This is a genomic window from Dictyobacter sp. Z7_2 (assembly GCF_057551105.1).
Genome location: NZ_BAAJPE010000002.1, coordinates 2,387,910 through 2,406,800, shown reverse-complemented (window position 1 = coordinate 2,406,800; position 18,891 = coordinate 2,387,910). Strand labels below are relative to the sequence as shown.

Here is an 18,891-nt window from a genome sequence, read left to right as displayed (position 1 = left end):
AGGTGCATGATATATTGCATACAAATAGAAGATTAACTATGTCAACCTTCTGGTTTTGCTAGAGAGTTGGCCGTGTGTCCGAACGTCAGACCCGGCATCTTAAAACTATACGATGGTCTCCATCGATCCGTAGAAGATGCGTGTCTGGCTTTTTTGTTGCCTTTTTCTCGGATAATGGAGCACATCAATTTGCGAAAAGGGGAACACATTATGATGGGCAGACGACCTTTCATCCTGACAACAAATCTACATACCGCACAGGTCCTTTTCCTGGATGGCGAGACTTATAGTTTCCTGGCGGCGGTCAAAACTCCCCCTCAGCCACACGAGATTTGTCTCTCTGCTGATAAAACTCTCGCCTATATATCCATTGCTTATCGTGAAGGTTGGTATGGGCACAATCGAGGCAAGGGGCACGAGCTGGTTCTACTTGATCTGGAGAGACGCAAGGTAGCAGAGATCATTGATCTCTCTCCTGATTTTGGGCCACATGGCCTGGCTCTGGATGCGCAACGCGGACTGCTCTATATCACCTGTGAGTCGCGAGGTGGATGTGTCCTGGTAATGGATGTACATACCCATCGCGTCCTGGATGCCATTCCGACTGAGGCGCCCGGTCCACATTGGCTTGTATTGCTTGATGAGGGCAAAAAAATCTACACGGCGAATAAAGAGGCTCTCCATGTCTCGGTGATCGACGCTCAACGCCGTACACTCGTCGGTAAGATTCTTGTTCCTCATGGCACCGAGCATATTGCTGTTCAGCCTGACACAAGCCAGGTCTACATCTGCGATTTAACGGCACCACTGATTCACGTCATCGATTCGATCCATGATACGCTCGTGGAGCAGATTCAGATAAACGGATTGTCAGATCGCTTACTTATGTCGCCAGATGAGAAGCGGCTCTATGTGGGACATGGAGAATCGATCACCTATATTGATCTAGAGACACGGCAAGAATCACGCCCGCTTGAGCTATCAACATTGGGCGGATTTATGGAACTTACACCTGATGGGAAGCGACTCTTTGTTTCCAATCGGGTCATAGATACCGAGCGTATGGCTATTGTGGGTTCAGTGGAAGCCGATCCAAGCATCAAAAACATCTGCTACGTTGTTTAAGCCGCCAATAATAGCGTCCAACAAATACGGTACACAAGTTTTTCCCAATATAATCTGCACAGTAAAGCAGTTATCAATGAAAACGGAACCTCGCCATTTTGACCGAATGGCAGTTCAAATAGAAGGAATATATTCATGATTGTCATTACCACCCCAACTGGTGCCATTGGACAGCAAGTTCTACAAAATGTTTTAAAGGCTGAAGCGCCAGTCCGTGTTATCGTTCGCGACCCAGCCAGGCTTACCTCCGAAGTTCGTGAGCGTGTAGAAGTCATCCAGGGTTCAACTGACGATGTCGAAGTAGTAAACAAAGCATTTGCTGGCGCTGACGTTGTCTTTTGGCTTGTTCCACCAGATGAAGTCACAAACGACGTGGATGGCCACTATTATAAGTTCAATCAGGTAGCTGCAGAAGCAATTAAAGCGCAGAATGTGCAGCGCATTGTATGGGTATCGACACTCGGCAGTGACATGAGCAGAGCCAGAGGTCATCTATCAGCTGCACTTAGCGCCGACAAACCGCTTGCAGAGACTGGTGTTACTGCCCGTATACTGTGCCCAGGAACCTTCATGGATAACCTGCTGTGGCAAATCTCTCCTATCAAAGAACAGGGAAAATTCTTTTGGGCAAATGCCGCAGACCAGATACTCCATAATGTTGCCACCCGTGACATTGCGCTGAAAGCCGCAGAATTGTTACTTGATCCAACCTGGGTTGGACAAGAGCGGGTACCGTTGGTTGGACCCGACAACCTCACGCCAAATGAAATGGCTGCAATTCTGTCCACAGTGCTTGAAAAGCCCGTTCATTTTCAGCAAATCAGCCCCGAAGCCTATAAAGCCAACATGATGCAATTTGGTTCCAGTGACGCCATGTCACAAGGTCTGGCTGATATGGCGGTCGCTCAAAGCAAGGGATTCTACAAAGCAGATGCGGCGATCGCACAACGCGCACCAACGAGTTTCCAGGAGTGGTGCAAAGAGGTGTTTAAGCCTGCTTTCCTAAGTTAATACGAAGATAATACTGAGACTTAAGGTATTAACTTTGTAAGTTTTCTTACTGGAACATTACCTTAAGTCTAGACAAAAAGATTGCAAAAGTTAAACAGGAACATGGGCTTTGATGGCATATCCCCATAAATCGCGCCTCCTAAAAAGGAGACAAAAAAGAAGGGACTTTTAGCATGCTCAGTCCCCTCTTTTCAGATGACGAAAAAGTTTACTTATGCTTTGACGACAGCCTTTTCACCTTTTTCGTTTTTTTCGCTTTTCCTTTTGCGTGGACGCCCATCGCCCTCTGAGCTAGAGGAGGCTACGTTTTCATCATCGTCGGGCTCAAGAGCGGCGTCGATGACCTGACTGATGTCACTGGCATAGACAAATGACATCTGTTCACGCAGTTCGTTGGGGATATCTTCCAGCAGGTCGGCTTTGTTTTTTTCTGGCAGAATGATGGTACGAATACCCGAGCGATAGGCTGCCAGGACCTTCTCTTTGATACCTCCGATAGGCATCACTTTGCCACGGAGTGTGATCTCTCCGGTCATGGCGAGATCGGAGCGAACTTTGCGCCCCCTGGCCAGAGAGACCAGGACGGTGACCATAGTTACGCCAGCCGAAGGCCCATCCTTAGGGATGCCTCCCGCAGGGACATGGATATGGATATTCTGTCCTTCAAAGACGTTCTTAGGTAAGTCGAGTGCGGCTGCATTGGAACGAACATAGCTCAGTGCCGCCATCGCCGACTCTTTCATCACATCGCCGAGCTGACCGGTCAGGATCAGGCGTTCTTCCTTCCCGGGCATCGAGGCAACTTCGATGAACATAATCTCTCCGCCGACGGCAGTCCAGGCCAGGCCTGTGGCGATGCCGGGACGATCGATACGCTCGGCGACCTCGTCGAAGAAGCGTGGACGCCCCAGATACTCGGTCACTTTGGCGGGGTCCACGTGGATCGGTGTCTCCAAGCCCTCGGACACCTCGCGGGCAACTTTCCGACTGAGTGAGCCAATCTGACGCTCCAGATTACGCACGCCAGCTTCCCGCGTATAGTCGCGGGCCACACGGCGTAACGCATCATCGTCGATCGTCAATTCATCTTCCTTTAATCCGTTGGCTTCACGCTGCTTGGGGAGCAGATAATTCCGCGCAATATGCAGTTTCTGCTCTTCGGTATAGCCTGACAGCTCCAGGATCTCCATACGGTCGCGCAGAGGAGCAGGGATTGGCTCCAGAGCGTTGGCGGTGGCGATAAACATGACTTTGGATAGGTCAAATGACAGATCCAGATAATTATCGCGGAAATTATAGTTCTGCTCGGGATCTAATACTTCCAGCAAGGCTGAAGAGGGATCACCACGCCAGTCTGCACCAACCTTATCGACCTCGTCAAGCATGATCACCGGATCATTGGCCTCAACACGGCGTAGGGTCTGGATAATACGTCCAGGCATGGCACCAATATAAGTGCGGCGATGTCCACGAATCTCGGCTTCATCACGAATACCGCCCAGAGACATGCGAGCAAACTTGCGGCCAAGGGCGCGGGCAATCGATTGACCAAGGGAGGTCTTACCAACTCCAGGAGGGCCAACAAAGCATAGAATGGGCTCGCGATTCAGGGGACGAGCAGCCTCCTGAGCCACCAGAGGTTGTGTCGGCGAAAGGCTCTCCACCTCTACCCCATCCTCAATGCGAACCTCTTCACGCTCACGAGCCTCCTCGGCCGCCAGACGATCCTCTTTCAAGCGGCGTACCGCCAGATATTCCAGAATACGCTCTTTGATCTTTTGTAGATCATAATGATCCTCATCGAGAACCTGACGCGCATGTGGAACATCAATCTGGGTCGCCGTACCTTTGCTCCAGGGCAAGGAGACAAGCAGTTCGACGTAGGTGCGAATAATACTGTATTCAGGAGAGACGGTCGGCAATTTTTCCAGGCGTGAGAGCTCGCGATTGGCCTCTTTATAGGCCTCCTCGGGCATCTTGACCTCTTCAATCTTACGACGCAACTCATTGACAGTCGCCTGCTCCTCGCTCTCCTCGCCCAGTTCGCGCTGGATGGCTTTCAGCTGCTCGCGCAGAAGATATTCGCGCTGCATCTTGCCCATCTCTTCCTGGGCACTCGTCTGGATCTTTTTTCCTAACTCAAGAATCTCAAGCTCATGCGCCAGGAAATCGCTCAGTTGATTGAGCTTCTCATGTACAGAATCGATTTCAAGCAGCTTCTGACGAAGTTCCATCTCCATCTGCACAAAAGTGGCGATCACGTAGACGACCTGACGCGGCTCTTCCAGATTCAGCGTGGCTGCAGCCACACCTTCAGGAACGTTCTGCACCAGAGCAACCAGGCGCTGGAAGTAACTGATCACGTTGCGTTTAATTGCTTCGGTCTCAGTATCACTCTCCTGCGTATCAGGCTTCGAGGTAACGTGCGCCAACAGGTAGGGTTTTTCCTGCGTAAAATCATCGATGCTCACACGCTCCAGCCCCTGAACAGCAATCTGTACGGTGCCATCAGGCATACGGAACATGCGACCAACGCGTGAAACTGTTCCAACGCGATAGATATCATCGGGGCCAGCGTGATCGATATCTGGCGACTTCTGCGCCACCAACACCACGAGACGGTTGCCACGCATGACATCATCGATCAGATTAATATAGCGCTCCTGCCCGACCGAGAATGGTTGGACAGAGAATGGATAGATGACCGTATCTTTTAATGGCAAGATAGGTAAAATATCGGGAATATTAAGACGCTCCTCGTCATCTGAAGCAACGGGAGACTCAAGGATGTCCTCAGAGCCGCTCGACTCGGCCACAGGTATCTCCTCTACGTCAGCAGAGATCTCAGCCACAGGCACAGTTTCAGATATATCTGCACTGGCGGGTGACTCGGAAGAGTTGGCAGGCTCTTCAGGGGATGCAGAATCTTTCTCTTCAGAGGAGGATACCGGAGATGCCGCGTCTTCAAAAGCAGGAAGATGCTCTTGATTATAATCCGTCCCCTCATCGGTAGGAGAGGCTAACACATCATCCTTGGGCTGATTGTCCAGAGTTTCGTCTGTTGAATCAGTATCCTTCTGTTGCAGTGTGGCCTCATCCCCTTGCAGATCTGCCTTGCGGTGATTTGTATTTTTCTCCATAAAATCTTCTCTACGTTTTGCGAATTTTTTTACTCTTGTTTTACAGGACGCTGAATAGGTAGTTGCTCAACCTTATGTGCAGATAATTTAGGTAAATCGACAGAAAGCATGCCATTTTCATAATGAGCAGTAACAGCGTCATGGACCAGGGGCGCAAGCAGAAACACTTCTACGCGAAATGGGCCATAACGGATTTGCGCCTCTTGATAACTGAGCCCTTCTTGATATTCATGACTATCACGGCGCTCACCACTAACAATTAATGCATCTTCATAAAGAGTAACATCAATCTCGTCTTCTTTCATTCCGGCGAGCTCTATTTTTACCCTGATCATCTCTGGCGATTCCAGAATATCGGCCAGCGGACGCCAGGTGGTGGATTGATGCAGAATCGACAACTGTCCTTGACGCAGTGCGTCGTTTAAAAGCTGGCGATAATGCTGCTCCAGTTGTTTTTGTGAACCCTCGCGTGAGCCATAGGCCACGTACCGATAGCGCATGCGCATAGCATTGTACCCCTATCATCAATAAAAAGGGATGGCGCACGCCTCTACTTACCTCTATCTATTGAAACGAAGAACTAGCTTGTACATACCATCACACAAGCGCAACCACTGGAAGGAGGGGACGTGCTTTCTAAGAACATCGAAAAAGCAAAAGGAATGAAGCATAGCAGAAAAGGCTTCAACAGGAAATGTCTCATTTTACGCTACTGGAACTTTTACCAGAGACATCTCGTAAAGCCTTTCCATAAGGCCTAACACATTTGATTATGGCATGCCTACACTAAAATTGCAAGTACGTTTGACGAGTACCTGAGCTTTTTGATCCTCATCCAGAGGCTCCGCCAGATGACGACTACTTTGCTTTTTCTACACTCATAGGGTTTGTCACAATGCAGCACTGAAAAATCGTCTGGCAAGAGAAAAGAAGGGCCAGTCAACAGAAGGCTCAATGCTCTCAAAGCTAAAAAATATGTTCAAATAACTCTAGACGAGTGCACGTTGATATGCTACTATGTTTCTATATTCCTCTTTGTGATGCCTGATGGTTCTTTGTAGTGCAACCGTAAAATCATAATCGTAAAGCTGTGACAGTCATCTCTAGAACAACGAGGGCAAAACATGCAGACGCTCAAACGTTGGCTGAACAAACTGTTCGCGTGGTGGTCCCGGAAACGATTAGCCAATGTGAACGGACCCCAACCAGCTCGTGAGATCAATTGGAATGTCCCAGCTGAAGGATCGTGGAGATCCACGGCCTATGGCATAGACCAGTCAATCCCCCAACCTGGTAGTATCTCCATAATCGTTGAACAGCCCATGGACACTATCTTTATTGACGCTACTGACACCTCTCAGACCCGGCAAGCACTTCCTAACAATAGTGAAAACGCAGCATCAACTATTTTTCCCTTATCTGAAACGGACAAGCAACAAAAACACGCAGCACATCTCAAGCTGGATGCCGCTTCAAATATGGAACGCCATCTACAATTTCTGCGCTATCTCGTGCAACGTGGAACGTTCAATGATGACCTGGGACACTAAAGCATATCCTGTCAGTTTACTCATGGCAAGGAAAATGTATTCATGCTTTGATTGGAATAGCATTCATCGCATACTCAAAAATATGGGGCTCAGCAGCAAGAAGCAAATTTAGCAAAAGTGCCTGGTAAATTGCTTAGCAAAGTGCTTACCCCATATTTTTATCTGCCCGCAGAGCACGGATGTGTCAACGACATAACAAAAGCTACGTGATACTACACCTCAGCCGCTTGAAAACCCTGCTCCTGTGCTTCAGTCTCCGAGGTAAAGTAGATGATATCAACAGGCTTTTCAGAGGTCTCAGTCAACTGATCTAAAGGAGTCTCCACAGGATAGTAATGCTTTGTGCTCGCAATTCCGACAAAAGCAGCGTCAGCTGGAGCGGTACTGGCTTGAGCATCTCCGGAAGCCGCATGGTCATCTACAGCCGGGATCACAGCATCGGCAGTGCCGTTGGAAGAAGGAACAGCGTAGATGCCCCCACGAGGCTCAGACGTCGGAGGAACCTCAGTTCTGGGAGTTGCCATCTCATACGACAGTTGGATAGAAGGCTCCTCAACCTCGGTTGTCTGTTGCAAACGGCGGCGGATCAGAACAAAGGTTACAATGCCAGCCGCAGTCAAACCGAAGCTAAAACCCAGAGCAATCCAGAAACTACGCTTCTGTTCGGCAATCGTCACTTGAGCTTGATGACCACGTTTCGCCACCTCGTGAGATACCTCACTACTCCTCTTCGCTAACTCGTGAGAGACCTCTCCACTTCGTTCAACAATAGCACGAGAGAGCTTGCTGCTACGATCTATCAAATCCTCGCGGAGATCGTTGGTACGCTTGATGAGATCTTGATTGTTTGAGCGCGTACGCAACTCGGTCAGGACATCGCCGAGCGTGGAGCCAACAGCCTGCAAGCGCTCTTGTACTTCGGATTGGGCATTGTTCGTAAAATGAGCCAGATTCTCTTTATAAAATTTAGCTGTAGTTTCCTGTGCGATAGCCGCTTCGGCCTCCTGTCGCGCACGCAACCGATTCAGAAGCGCATTCACAATCGGCAACACAGTACTGGCAGAAAAAACGCCTACACGTATCCAGCGTCCAGTTGTTTGGACGGTAAGTTTTGATTTCGAACTCATTGAACCTCCTTATGCAGAGCAAAGCTACGTACGCAGAAGTAGACCAATGTATAATGCTCTCCCAATATGCCATTGGATACACACTGATCCAGCAGGGATGCATCAAAATAATTCAACCCATCTCTCCACGCAGCAGCGAACTACACACAGCCATCGCTGCAAGGCTTATGCACTAGTATGTCAGTTTAGATTGAAGGCTGTCAAGGAGAATGATGAAAAAGAAATGATGAAGAAAGAATAGAGCAGAGCAACGGAACGGCCTGCACTTCGGAGAAGAGCACCTACAGGAGTTATCATGTATCGTTATTCAGCCATGAAAACTTTGAAAATATGCTTGAACTACATATCGTCTGGCGTAAAATCGCTGAGTTGAAGGACCAGGCGACAGAAATGCAGGAGAGCGGAAGCAGACTCCAAATAGGCCTCATCACTGACAACTGGCTGGTGTACCTGGGGAAGGCGATGACGCAAAGCACGCAAGACAACCATCACATCCTCTTTCAGAGTAGCATCCAGTTCGCCGCGCTGCATCAACAAAATGACCTGACTCACAATAGAGTCAACTTCATGCCTCATCATATCGATATCATCGACCCAGGGCTCCTCATCATCATCAGGAAAAGTGCGTTCAGCATCAATCCAGGGTCCATCAGCCGGCTGATCAGCCCATAAATCATCGCCATCACCATAAGGAGTGTCACTACTATAAGCAATATCGCTGCCTCTGGGTTTGCATGATTGTTGCAGGTGAGCTTGTGGTTCTTCTTGCTTTACACCTAGCTCGCTCAATAGCACGGATAATTCATCTTCCCAGCTAGCCATAGAGCACCTCCTTGTGAGAAAACGCAAACTTTGATTTATATTAAGAACTTTTTAGAGCCACACGTTCAAAATACGAAAAAAGGCGGATCTTATGCAGATGGCATTAATTCCCCAAGCTTGAAGCTTTAACAGAAGTGTAGCACAGTGTTTCAGCATTGTAAATAACCCAAATGGTTCTCAACGAGACCCTCATTGCTAGGACTTTTGCGTAACAATACAGCTAGAGAGGATAAAAATGGATATTCTCCTGTAAAAGGGGATTTTACAGGAGAATATCATTGTGTCATGATACGTTAATCACTCGCCATCGAAGTCTGGCTTAACAAGGTTAAAGCCTGCTCAGGGGTCGCATCCGCATGGACAATCGCCATCAGAGCTTGCGTCATCTGCCGTGGCTGATCATGTTGTACCACGTTACGCCCATAGACAATACCCGATGCACCCTGCTGCATCAGAGCATAGGTGCGCCTGAGAATATCAGCATCAGAGGTGCGGCCGCCGCCACGCGGCAGGACCGGTTTAGAGGAGGCCGCTTGCACGACGCGGTGATACTCTTCAATATGTTCGCAGGGATCAGCTTTGATAATATCAGCTCCCAGTTCGACGGCCTGACGCACCAGTGGCAAAATCTTATCGATATCGCCATCGACCATATAGCCTCCCTGCTGATCATTGGGACGCATTACCAGAGGCTCAACCATCAGAGGCATGCCATAGCGCTCACAGAGCGGTTTGAGCGTGCAGACATTTTGGATGCATTGATGATACAACTCTGGCTGCTCAGGCAGCAGCAGCAGGTTCACAACCACGCAGGCAGCATCTAATGCAAGAGCTTGCTGCAGTGGCTGCTGAATGAGTTGGCTAAAGAGATGACCGGGCAATGTTGATCCATAGACGTTAGCCACATCGGTACGTAAAACTAACGAGGGCTTGGCTTTGCCAGGCAGTGATTGTAAGATAGGTGCCTGACCAGGGCTCAATTGGATCGCATCAGGATCGGCCGCGACAATGATATCAACGGCTTTCTGAATATCCTCTATCCCATTGAGAAACGTCTTTTCATTAAAGAAACCATGATCAATCGCGACATCAAAACATTTGCCATCTTCACCAAAGAGGCGGCGCAGGCGTGGAATAATAGACATGTTAGCTTACCTTGCTTTCCCGACGAGTGACATTCTATTCTTAGTATGGACAACAAGCTATCTCTTGTCAAACATCCAGAACGCGTGCGGGGATGTGCATGATTGACAAGCCAGGTTTTTTCCATTTATACTTATCAAGTGATAAATAAATAATCGCGTAAAGCAGGAGCAGCAGTGTATGCCTCGCAAACTCAAAGGGGTCACGGCACAAGAGGATGTGGAAGAAACCAGTCATATTATCTTGCGTACGGCGGGACAGCTATTTATGCAATATGGCTATCGAGCCGTCTCGACACGTCAGATTGCAGATGCTTGTGGCCTGACACAACCAGCACTTTATCACTACTTCGCAGATAAGCAAACACTTTATGTTGAAGTAATTAAAGACAATACAAACAAAACACATGTGGCTCTAGATCGCATTGTAAAGCGCAATGAAAGCGTTCAGGAACGACTACGGCTAATCGTTCGCTATCTGCTTAGCACAACGCAACAGAACCATGGAATGATGTTGCATGACATCCAATATGAGCTGGATACTCAAAAAAGAGAGCTGCTGAGCAGTTTATTTCAGACATGTCTGATTGCTCCGATCGCAACGGTATTTGCAGAGGGAATTCAGCAAGGACTCCTCCGAGCACCCCAACATGGTGGCCTGGATGCCATCAGCGCAGCATATACATTTATGAACATGCTCTCGCAATTTCTGGCGCGTCCCGAACATCCCGGCGGGAATATCAACCGCTATGGAGGAGATAGAGAGCAGGCGGAGATTGTCGTTCAGATACTCCTATATGGCCTGGTCAAAGAGGAAGCCCGGCCGGAGCGCGAAAGGTAACCTGCACTATTGCTATCTGAATGATGCTACCAAGTAGAGATAGCAATAGTGCAGACGAAACAGAGCTAACCGTGGGGAGTCAAAAAGAGGCGAGGCAGATACATGACAACCACCGGGTAGGCAGGATAATTTAGATAGAGCCTTCTTCCTCAAGAGCATCTAAGAGGCGATCTTCCTGATCGAGGGGAGGATCCAGAGCTGGTAACCTGCGTGATCTATGGATATCGATGGAAGAAAGCGGATTGATAAACCCGATCGATATCCTGACCAGACCAATCACAATCACAATCGCCCCAAAGCCGATCAATAATCCCTCAGCCGAATAGGCACCAGAATTGAGTAGCAATCCAACCACGATCATGAGGCATCCAATGCCCACGACCATCAACCCACTCCAGGTATATTTATTCCATTTACGCCATACAGCTCGATCCAGGATCTCTTCCTGGGCCGCCGCATCTACCCGTGGCTTGACCATAACGTTACCTCTTTCATCAATGGAGAAGAAAAATTACATCGTCGAACGCTACAATGATTTCATTTCTGCATTCATCGGGCTTCATGAGGACTAAATAAAAGGGATAGATCAACTGAATAATTGCCCTCTTCTGTTATATACGGAATAGAACAGCTTCTCGTTCCAATACAAGAAATGTTATAGATACAGGGCAGGCGCATCAGCATCCTTGCTGGAAGACCTATTTGCAACGTCCAGAGAACGATAGAGGAGCCTAATGTCGAATGTTGGGAGGAGAAACTTGCAGCAACGATGTAAAAAGCCCGATCAAGACGCCTTCTTCATCAATGACAGTCATGCCGTTACTCTGTTTGCAATAAATGCCATTGCCGATACGACGACGATTAAAATGACAACTAATACGAAAAGTGCTTCCCGCAGCCAGCTGTTCAATATTTGCCATGCACTCACGCAGAGTAAACATACGCCGCCAGGGTGTTGAAGCCTCATCGATCCAGATTTCAAGCATGAATTCTTTCGACGATAGCTGCACATCACTCGCATATAACGTGTTGAGAGCAGTGCTAGTGACGATATATGAATAATCATCCATCGACGTGACTTCTTTCGTGGTTCGAACATTAACGATCTGATATGCTCAGATGAGGCAGAGTGCAAATGCAACAATTCAGATAGAACAAGCATGGGAACAAGCACAAATAACATCTGAATGAAGGCATATCTACACAAGAGAAGAACGCAAAATTCCAAACATTCTAAGTGAATTCTAAGACAAATATACCATAGAGTGCCTCAAAAGTACATGGTTCATAATATGACCACTGAGATGTCCCTTGTACTGGTTTCACTGTTGATGTAGGTGTGGGTGCAGATTTTGAGGAGTATGTGCCTAGATGTCCTTATCCCAATTAGGTATTTTGTGGGTCCAGCGTAATGCCTTAACCATGAAATATATCCTTGCTTCTATATACTATCTATTCATGTCAGTATAACGTGCAACGATCATATTTTTATGCGTCATAAAAGCCTGATACTCATACGTTTAATAGAGATAGATGTGAAAGGATGAACAATGATGTCAAAGCTACTAGTCAGCGTCCCCTGTAACAGGGACAACTCCAGATATTAGAAGAAGGTATCTTGCGCGTGCAAGCGCCCTTCAATAAAACAGTTTGGAGCGTTGCTTGCCAAGATGCAACTGCATTTACGACACAACTAGGCGCAATAAGTATTGATGTCACTATTTATGTAGCAGGTGGGATATATATTGCCGATATGCTTACTAAACAAAACTTTGCCAAAATAGAGGCACATTTTCCTCACATCCAATCTCATGTAGTCCAGGGCAAACAGTGGTATCACAATCCGCGTGCACTCACGCATGTTCAAGAATATAAAGATGTAAAAAAAACGCAGAAAGAGGTTGAAGCCGCTGCGCAACAAGGGTGGATACCGCAAGGAACATCTGCACAAAAAGGAAAGTTTAGTGCAGGCAAAGCGATTGCTGGCAATCTTTTACTTGGACCTATTGGATTATTTGCAGGTGCTATTGGTAACAAAGGCAAAACAATAATTGTCTTTGTGCGTACACCCGAATGGTCCGCACATCATACATAACCCACTTGCAGGAGATATGGCTCATACTTAATGAAGAGTGGCAAGCATCGACCATACAGCAAAGTATGGGATAGAAAAGAATGCCCGACCGTTTATACTCTAGTCAGGCATTCATGTTAAAAGATGCTATGAATTTGCCTGATAACCTGTCGTCTGATCATTCATATACAACGCCTGCACAGCCGCTTCTTGTATCGTCGCTCCAAAAGCATTGGTCCCTGTTGACATGCCTGCATCCAGGCCCCAGACCTCTAAGGTATCGTTTTCATTCAGCTGAGAAATATCCGTTCCTGGAGTGAACGCTACTTGAATAATTGATGAATCATTTGGATCACTGACATTGGCACCTGCTGTAGTTCCTGTATCGTCTTTTACAAAACCAAGGATTGTACAAATAAAGTGAACATTCTTATATTGGTCAGCATTGCCATCTTTGTCGATATTGCCGGGTGTTGTATCAGTTGTACCAGCTTTATATATTGCTTCGACCTGGGCAGGTGATGCTGTTGGCTTGGGAGTCGGAGTCGGTTTTGGTTTCGGGGTTGGCGTCGGTTTTACAGTAGGTTTCGGGGTTGGCTTTGGCATTGGAGTTGCTGTCGGTGCAGCGTTCTGAACAACGTGGCTTGTTGGAGTTGCTGTCTGCGTCACTTTGTTGGTGCCTGCAATTGTGTTTGCTATACCAGAACAGGTCGCACAGAGCATGAGAACGACAAATATACTGAGACATCCAACACTAATTCGAACAGGCTTGTTTTGACGCTTATACCAGGACCAAGCGTTCCTCTTGGGTGGCTGTTGTTGGTTCTGTGATGCCGGTGGGAGAGGTGGATACGTCGGCTGAAATGGTTGTCCGGGATTTGTCGTGTACTGAGGATAATTTGGTATGCTCGGGGTAACAGGGGTATAATTCGGATTTTTTGAGTCATAGGGTATTTGATTAAACTGATTAGGCGTATAGGGTGCTTGATTTGGATTTTGTGAATAAGGATTATTCTGGTTTGGGTCGTTATTCATTAAATTTCCTCATGCAGATATATAAAAATAGAGACAAAAACCAATTGTATAGGGATAGACGAATACAGAAAGTGTTTTTAGCCATATCCTACCCTTACAAGGGGATGAGGATTGTAGGTAAAGCAACGCCCAGCCAGGACAGACATGGCTAGACGTTTTATGTAGGCACACAGAGAAAAACACATGAACTTCAATAAAATCCGCTGAGATCAAAGAAAAGTTTTAAAATCTCACCAGGCTTATTTTCTTTATTAGGATCTTCTATAACTACCTGAAGATCATCTTTAATTGCCGCCATACGTATGATGATTATCAACATGATAACAAGTACAGCAATACCAGATAACTGTATATTTGCTTTTTTCACTCTCTACCTCCTTATTTCTATTAATCTTTAGCTCTGCCATATTTCTATTATATATGTCAATGCCTCATTCCTTCCCTTATACGAACACTTGTTCGTTGACATGACATGCAATACCCGTATACTTATCTTTATGGATGTATTGTAACTGTAGCCTCTTACTCTTATATCTCTTCTATTAATTCCTCTTGAGTAGAATGTAATGAATCGGTACGGACGGCATGGAACACGCGCATGGTTGCGACGATACTTGAGACGGAGAGAGCAGCAACAAGCAGCATCTACCGCCTTGGCTGCTGCAAAGCCCTTCATCTCTGTTGTCGTCTTCACCATCACGGTTCCCGCTGGAGTAGGAAAGGTTGTGATTATCGTGCGAGATGAGCAAGGCGAACCACTAGAAATAGACGACACTGAGCCAATTACCCAGGACAACATTATTTCAATTAATCCCCCTATTGTAGATGCAGATAGGGATAGTCGGGGTGTACAAAAGATGCAAACGAGAGGGGATTCGACAGCACAAACGCTCTTAGAGAGAATAAGAGAAGTGTACGGCAACTCACCTATTTACATTGAAGATAGTGACATCACAAATTATGCTGCACATCAGGCAGTCGAGGAGTTCGGGGATCGCACTTTCCCCGATGATCAAAAATACATTCTTGAAAACCTCAAACCTGTATTTATTCGCTCGTTCAAGACAGCGCTGATGGAGCACGGACCCAAGTTGTGCAACCTCCAGGAAAAAGAGGATTGGGACATATCTGAAATAGTAAAAGATGACAAGGAAAAACACTCCACTGTTATCGTTAATAAGTTCCACCAACGAGATCCTGGTATTATACACGCTCTAGAATTACGCCGTATCTCCACACAAGAGGCGCTTGCCAACATAAACCATCTGCAATGGATACATCGATGGGCAGATAAATACGCGGATTTCTATAGTGGGAATAAAGAGGAGGTGCAGAGGGTAAGTAACCTTGATCGCTTTCGCAGGAGATAACAAAAAGTTGCAAGTGCCACGTAGGAAGCCGAGCAGGGAGTCAGAGCCTACAATCTTTGTGAGAGCACCTATTGCTCAAACATCGCCACTACCCCGAAGAGTGATTGTGACTATCGTCGTTCTTGTTGCAGTCGTGCTCATTTTATCGTGTTTACTATTTTTGCCACATTTGTTTCCTATGCTACGATAAAAAACGCGATATCGATGATGATATCAGCTCTTCGGGATCATTAAAAAGGCTAGAGATATCCCGGTGAGTGCACGCCCTTCTCTTACCCTTGCAAGGGTTGGAACAAGAACGTCTGACTTTTTATGGTTGGGCGTTCTATTATTCTTGCGTAGAAAGGGAAGATTCTGACCTGACTGATACAATAGAACATCTTAACTTAGTTACAGGTGGATATCCAAAATGGGATTACATCCCAAGGAGTATTTTGGATTGTAAAGAAATAGAAATAGGTTCCCAAAATAAGTGCTATTTTTCCCCCTGATAGCACTATTGCTATGATTGGAACGACAGTTCGTTGACTCGTACGTTAGTAAATTCTATACTTTAATTGCCCGTATATCCTATATTGCCTCCTTGTAGAAAAATCCTCGGTACGCCATCCTCATAGTTTGGAACTCTCTCGCACTACTACTGTCTTAAGACACCAAGAGGAGAGAGCCATGTCCGAACTAGCAAAGGCGGTTAAACATCCTAACTACTTTTATTACCTAGTAGAATTCGTAGATGCCAACCCCTTTACATTGCAGCAGTTCTATGATCGGTATCCAGATCTCGCGGGCGGCTGGCCTGATATCTCCGAGTACATTCAGGATGATCTCGACAAGATGGATGCATTTCTCAAAGAACTTCATCTTAATCCCCTCGTCACAAATCATACTAAGAGTGTACCGGACGATAATGACGCTGCGTAGCTTGTAGTGCGATTGCTTGTGGCATGGTGGAGACTGCTTCGCCATGCCTTGAACAAAGGAGTCCGGATACGCTCTTCGTCCACCTGATCTGACCACTCATTTCATGCTTATCTACGTTTTTGTGGATAAGATTTGTACGCGTACACACAAGGTAGGACACACATGTCCTTCTTCTCCCTTGCAAGGGAGAGTATGTTACTTTTTGAAGAGGGCGCTGTATCAGGGTTGAGATGAGCAAGACATCCATAAAAACACCGATCAGGCCTTCTAGCACTGACCATCCCGCATACGGATCACTTAACGTCAGATCTTGACGAAAGAAGCCACGACCCACCATATCACTGACACTCAGGATCAGGGCATCCCACCAAGGGAGATGATCCTGGATGCTCGAATGCGGTGGGACGCCTTGCGAGATGTGCATATAGAGCCATGCAAAGGTAAGCAGGACGCCAACATACCATAAGAGGCTGCGTCCAAAGCGATAGCCATAACCTGAGAGCGGCGTTAGGAGCCAGGAAAAGAGCCATGCCCGCGCATCTGCCAGCCGTTTGCCAGAATGTGCGTTTTAGTGGTTCTCGTTGTTGCCAGAACATGCGCTCTGATCTATCAAATTTGGCCGTTGCCAGATGCTCCACCAGAGCATTTTCCGCTGCATCATGTGGCTGCGATAGGCAAATTTTTCGGCTTCTTCTTTACGTCCCATGCCATCAAGTGCAGTTGCAATTTGCCGATAGGCGCGCGTTGCTGCGAAATAGGCGTCAAAACGCGTATTGGCATCCTTGCGTTCTCCTTTTTCATTCCTCTTCTTTTTGGCTTCGGCTTCATCGCCAAGTATTTTCACCTGCGACCATTCTGTAGTTGAATTCTCTACACAGGTTAGGTATGCTTGTGGTGTCCAGTTGGAATTGAAACCTGCCTAGCGGAACCTGCACAAGATACTGCATGGTGCAATATACCAGAACCATCCCGTCAGGGATTGAAATACTGTACCGTTTGGGTCATACGGCACAAAGCTCGCCAGGGATTGAAACCTAATACAATTTTGGTGAGAGCAGTCAGGATATGGAAAACATAAAATACTAGAAGCTCCCCATTAGGGCTTGAACACACACAAAAAAAGAAGCGTCTCCAGTGTATCGGAGCGCTTCTTTCTTATTGCGGATGCTATCCCCTTGCAAGGGGAAGAGCTTCATTGAAGTACGCAGCTTTCAAGAATGCGGTAAACGCCTGCATTTCGGCCTGGTACTCCAGACGTTTTTGTTGGCGTAGCTCTGGCGAATACTCAGTGAGCATACTTGCCCCCTGACTCTCTAACCGTGCCCGTCCCGTCGTATCGCGAGGATGCACAGCGAGCATGCGATCATAGAAGCGTCCTAGTGCTTGCATAAGCGTGTCACGCTGGGAGAGATGCAGCGACCGCACCCGGTTCTGCTCGGCATGGGCCTGTGCAAAAAGCTTGTCAATCTCTGCCTGTGGGCGGGTTGCACGTTCTGCCTCTTTTCTCGCAGAGGTAAACATCTCAATGGCTGCGCTGGTTTCCTCAAGCGCGGAACGTGCCTCAATGTCCACCCAGGGCACGGGCAGGCCATGATCAAGGTGGCCCTCACAGGATGCTGATGTTTCAATACCCGTGATATTGAGTGCGACCACTGTTTCAAGGATACCGGCATCAATAGGCATTCCCCGCTTGTCTGAGAGATGGGCGTATATTTCATATTCCTGTGTCCAGGTGTCTTGTTTGTTTGCCATACCTTCTTTCCTTGTTTGAGAGTGCTCCTCTGAGGCTATCAAATGATACTAATTACTACCCCTGCGGTTAAGAAATCCTCACATTAAGGTTGGAATATGGTTGACGTCACAAGGCATTCGCAATAAGATACACACCATTGACAGGGCGATTATGTGGGTAGGTTCTCTTGTCGGAGAGACGCAAGATATGAGGCTAATTGTTCTGCTTCTTTTTGTGTAACGTCGCTGATCATAATCAGGGCGGTATCTGGTACAGTCTCTTTGGGTGACACATGTCCCAGCAGGATAACAGAAGCACCACTTTGTGTGATGATATCCCCGCCACTATACTCAAGCTTAAGGTTGTATCGATCGGTGACATTCAGATAATCATCGACACTTGAAGCATATTTACTCCAATCCATGATGTGTTTCTCACCTTCTTACCACTTTAACATTTAGAAATGCCCACCTGCATCAAAGAGACGTACAGCGACGCATCAGTCCAGCAGCGAGGGCTCACTTCCTGCCATCTTTTTAAATAGCTTTTCATTCAGAAAGGCATATACTATTCCCTGAAATACACAAAAAAGGAGGAGCACTCATGCTCCTCCAAAATTGGTAGCGACGACAGGAATCGAACCTGTGACACAGGGCTTATGAGTCCCTTGCTCTACCGACTGAGCTACGTCGCCAAACCTGATGGTTCCTTGCTGCAACGAAGATTTTTAATGCCCTTCGTTGTACGGCACTATAATATCACGACTATCAATAGGATGCAAGGGGGTAGAGGATGAATTTTGCCATCAGCCTGGAAACATAAGTATCTTGATAAAACAATATCAGCCACCTTCATCTGCAAAAAGTCCTAAATATACGCTAGTATTGTCATACTACGATTAAACTTGCTATACTAGTATGAGCGCTTAATACATATTTCTGGTTAAAAAAATGACGTTCTATCAATTTTTCGAGGTATTGGTCACAGTAGATGTAGATAGG

General features: G+C 47.0%; 19 protein-coding genes and 1 tRNA gene. 7 read left to right on the top strand and 13 right to left on the bottom strand.

The features are described from left to right. Positions 1 to 210 precede the first annotated feature (210 nt). Both AC27N8_RS23610 and AC27N8_RS23605 read left to right on the top strand, forming a co-directional pair. Positions 211 to 1,125, top strand: coding sequence for a YncE family protein (locus tag AC27N8_RS23610; protein WP_487069958.1), 915 nt, complete (start codon positions 211 to 213; stop codon positions 1,123 to 1,125). 135 nt (positions 1,126 to 1,260) lie between these two features. Further along, complete coding sequence (locus AC27N8_RS23605) at positions 1,261 to 2,136, top strand: NmrA family NAD(P)-binding protein (protein WP_487069956.1); 876 nt, start codon at positions 1,261 to 1,263, stop codon at positions 2,134 to 2,136. Positions 2,137 to 2,348: 212 nt separating this feature from the next. On the opposite strand, the gene lon is transcribed toward AC27N8_RS23605, so the two are convergent. Then, a complete protein-coding gene (gene lon / locus AC27N8_RS23600; RefSeq protein WP_487069954.1) occupies positions 2,349 to 5,276 on the bottom strand; it encodes an endopeptidase La in 2,928 nt (975 codons plus the stop codon). Positions 5,277 to 5,305: 29 nt separating this feature from the next. Further along, positions 5,306 to 5,782 (bottom strand): Hsp20/alpha crystallin family protein, encoded by a 477-nt coding sequence (locus AC27N8_RS23595; protein ID WP_487069952.1) that lies wholly within the window; start codon positions 5,780 to 5,782, stop codon positions 5,306 to 5,308. 618 nt (positions 5,783 to 6,400) lie between these two features. On the opposite strand from AC27N8_RS23595, the gene AC27N8_RS23590 reads away from it, so the two are divergent. Then, positions 6,401 to 6,826 carry a hypothetical protein gene (locus AC27N8_RS23590; protein WP_487069950.1) on the top strand — a complete coding sequence of 142 codons (426 nt, stop codon included), beginning with the start codon at positions 6,401 to 6,403 and terminating at the stop codon, positions 6,824 to 6,826. A gap of 212 nt (positions 6,827 to 7,038) precedes the next feature. Here the strand turns inward: AC27N8_RS23590 and AC27N8_RS23585 are convergent, their stop codons facing one another. The 3 genes from AC27N8_RS23585 to AC27N8_RS23575 form a co-directional block, all read right to left on the bottom strand. Beyond that, entirely contained in the window at positions 7,039 to 7,953 is a 915-nt protein-coding gene (locus AC27N8_RS23585; protein ID WP_487069948.1) for a hypothetical protein, read from the bottom strand. A gap of 339 nt (positions 7,954 to 8,292) precedes the next feature. Further along, positions 8,293 to 8,775, bottom strand: coding sequence for a hypothetical protein (locus AC27N8_RS23580; RefSeq protein ID WP_487069946.1), 483 nt, complete (start codon positions 8,773 to 8,775; stop codon positions 8,293 to 8,295). A 293-nt stretch (positions 8,776 to 9,068) separates the two neighbouring features. After that, positions 9,069 to 9,920 carry a class I fructose-bisphosphate aldolase gene (locus tag AC27N8_RS23575; protein ID WP_487069944.1) on the bottom strand — a complete coding sequence of 284 codons (852 nt, stop codon included), beginning with the start codon at positions 9,918 to 9,920 and terminating at the stop codon, positions 9,069 to 9,071. A 178-nt stretch (positions 9,921 to 10,098) separates the two neighbouring features. Here AC27N8_RS23575 and AC27N8_RS23570 point away from each other — a divergent pair, with 178 nt between their 5' ends. Continuing rightward, entirely contained in the window at positions 10,099 to 10,758 is a 660-nt protein-coding gene (locus tag AC27N8_RS23570) for a TetR/AcrR family transcriptional regulator (protein WP_487069942.1), read from the top strand. Positions 10,759 to 10,888: 130 nt separating this feature from the next. Here AC27N8_RS23570 and AC27N8_RS23565 read toward each other — a convergent pair whose 3' ends face one another. Both AC27N8_RS23565 and AC27N8_RS23560 read right to left on the bottom strand, forming a co-directional pair. Continuing rightward, positions 10,889 to 11,236 carry a hypothetical protein gene (locus AC27N8_RS23565; protein WP_487069940.1) on the bottom strand — a complete coding sequence of 116 codons (348 nt, stop codon included), beginning with the start codon at positions 11,234 to 11,236 and terminating at the stop codon, positions 10,889 to 10,891. Between the two features lie 253 nt (positions 11,237 to 11,489). After that, the gene (locus tag AC27N8_RS23560) at positions 11,490 to 11,828 is read right to left on the bottom strand and encodes a hypothetical protein (RefSeq protein WP_487069938.1); all 339 of its coding nucleotides are present in this window, start codon (positions 11,826 to 11,828) and stop codon (positions 11,490 to 11,492) included. Positions 11,829 to 12,382: 554 nt separating this feature from the next. Between AC27N8_RS23560 and AC27N8_RS23555 the strand changes: the two genes are divergently transcribed. Further along, positions 12,383 to 12,853: a hypothetical protein gene (locus AC27N8_RS23555; protein WP_487069936.1), complete on the top strand. Its 471-nt coding sequence runs from the start codon at positions 12,383 to 12,385 to the stop codon at positions 12,851 to 12,853. 126 nt (positions 12,854 to 12,979) lie between these two features. Here the strand turns inward: AC27N8_RS23555 and AC27N8_RS23550 are convergent, their stop codons facing one another. After that, positions 12,980 to 13,867 (bottom strand): hypothetical protein, encoded by an 888-nt coding sequence (locus AC27N8_RS23550; protein WP_487069934.1) that lies wholly within the window; start codon positions 13,865 to 13,867, stop codon positions 12,980 to 12,982. A gap of 190 nt (positions 13,868 to 14,057) precedes the next feature. Further along, positions 14,058 to 14,234, bottom strand: coding sequence for a hypothetical protein (locus AC27N8_RS23545; protein WP_487069932.1), 177 nt, complete (start codon positions 14,232 to 14,234; stop codon positions 14,058 to 14,060). 286 nt (positions 14,235 to 14,520) lie between these two features. On the opposite strand from AC27N8_RS23545, the gene AC27N8_RS23540 reads away from it, so the two are divergent. Beyond that, on the top strand, positions 14,521 to 15,237 hold the full coding sequence (locus tag AC27N8_RS23540; RefSeq protein WP_487069930.1) for a hypothetical protein: 717 nt from the start codon (positions 14,521 to 14,523) through the stop codon (positions 15,235 to 15,237). A gap of 669 nt (positions 15,238 to 15,906) precedes the next feature. Next, positions 15,907 to 16,158: a hypothetical protein gene (locus tag AC27N8_RS23535; RefSeq protein WP_487069928.1), complete on the top strand. Its 252-nt coding sequence runs from the start codon at positions 15,907 to 15,909 to the stop codon at positions 16,156 to 16,158. A 568-nt stretch (positions 16,159 to 16,726) separates the two neighbouring features. Here AC27N8_RS23535 and AC27N8_RS23530 read toward each other — a convergent pair. The 4 genes from AC27N8_RS23530 to AC27N8_RS23515 all read right to left on the bottom strand — a co-directional run bounded on the left by AC27N8_RS23530 (position 16,727) and on the right by AC27N8_RS23515 (position 18,584). Continuing rightward, positions 16,727 to 17,002, bottom strand: coding sequence for a hypothetical protein (locus AC27N8_RS23530; protein ID WP_487069926.1), 276 nt, complete (start codon positions 17,000 to 17,002; stop codon positions 16,727 to 16,729). 323 nt (positions 17,003 to 17,325) lie between these two features. Further along, positions 17,326 to 17,910, bottom strand: a complete 585-nt coding sequence (locus tag AC27N8_RS23525; protein WP_487069924.1) for a hypothetical protein — start codon at positions 17,908 to 17,910, stop codon at positions 17,326 to 17,328. A 149-nt stretch (positions 17,911 to 18,059) separates the two neighbouring features. Then, the gene (locus AC27N8_RS23520) at positions 18,060 to 18,314 is read right to left on the bottom strand and encodes a hypothetical protein (RefSeq protein WP_487069922.1); all 255 of its coding nucleotides are present in this window, start codon (positions 18,312 to 18,314) and stop codon (positions 18,060 to 18,062) included. A 194-nt stretch (positions 18,315 to 18,508) separates the two neighbouring features. After that, positions 18,509 to 18,584 (bottom strand) — tRNA-Met (locus AC27N8_RS23515). Between the last annotated feature and the right edge of the window lie 307 nt (positions 18,585 to 18,891).

What these genes read in the sequence shown, in the direction of transcription:
- AC27N8_RS23610 (WP_487069958.1), top strand. Translation starts at nt 211, where the DNA reads ATGATGGGCAGACGACCTTTCATCCTGACAACAAATCTACATACCGCA.
- AC27N8_RS23605 (WP_487069956.1), top strand. Translation starts at nt 1,261, where the DNA reads ATGATTGTCATTACCACCCCAACTGGTGCCATTGGACAGCAAGTTCTA.
- lon (WP_487069954.1), bottom strand. Translation starts at nt 5,276, where the DNA reads ATGGAGAAAAATACAAATCACCGCAAGGCAGATCTGCAAGGGGATGAG.
- AC27N8_RS23595 (WP_487069952.1), bottom strand. Translation starts at nt 5,782, where the DNA reads ATGCGCATGCGCTATCGGTACGTGGCCTATGGCTCACGCGAGGGTTCA.
- AC27N8_RS23590 (WP_487069950.1), top strand. Translation starts at nt 6,401, where the DNA reads ATGCAGACGCTCAAACGTTGGCTGAACAAACTGTTCGCGTGGTGGTCC.
- AC27N8_RS23585 (WP_487069948.1), bottom strand. Translation starts at nt 7,953, where the DNA reads ATGAGTTCGAAATCAAAACTTACCGTCCAAACAACTGGACGCTGGATA.
- AC27N8_RS23580 (WP_487069946.1), bottom strand. Translation starts at nt 8,775, where the DNA reads ATGGCTAGCTGGGAAGATGAATTATCCGTGCTATTGAGCGAGCTAGGT.
- AC27N8_RS23575 (WP_487069944.1), bottom strand. Translation starts at nt 9,920, where the DNA reads ATGTCTATTATTCCACGCCTGCGCCGCCTCTTTGGTGAAGATGGCAAA.
- AC27N8_RS23570 (WP_487069942.1), top strand. Translation starts at nt 10,099, where the DNA reads ATGCCTCGCAAACTCAAAGGGGTCACGGCACAAGAGGATGTGGAAGAA.
- AC27N8_RS23565 (WP_487069940.1), bottom strand. Translation starts at nt 11,236, where the DNA reads ATGGTCAAGCCACGGGTAGATGCGGCGGCCCAGGAAGAGATCCTGGAT.
- AC27N8_RS23560 (WP_487069938.1), bottom strand. Translation starts at nt 11,828, where the DNA reads ATGGATGATTATTCATATATCGTCACTAGCACTGCTCTCAACACGTTA.
- AC27N8_RS23550 (WP_487069934.1), bottom strand. Translation starts at nt 13,867, where the DNA reads ATGAATAACGACCCAAACCAGAATAATCCTTATTCACAAAATCCAAAT.
- AC27N8_RS23535 (WP_487069928.1), top strand. Translation starts at nt 15,907, where the DNA reads ATGTCCGAACTAGCAAAGGCGGTTAAACATCCTAACTACTTTTATTAC.
- AC27N8_RS23525 (WP_487069924.1), bottom strand. Translation starts at nt 17,910, where the DNA reads ATGGCAAACAAACAAGACACCTGGACACAGGAATATGAAATATACGCC.
- AC27N8_RS23520 (WP_487069922.1), bottom strand. Translation starts at nt 18,314, where the DNA reads ATGGATTGGAGTAAATATGCTTCAAGTGTCGATGATTATCTGAATGTC.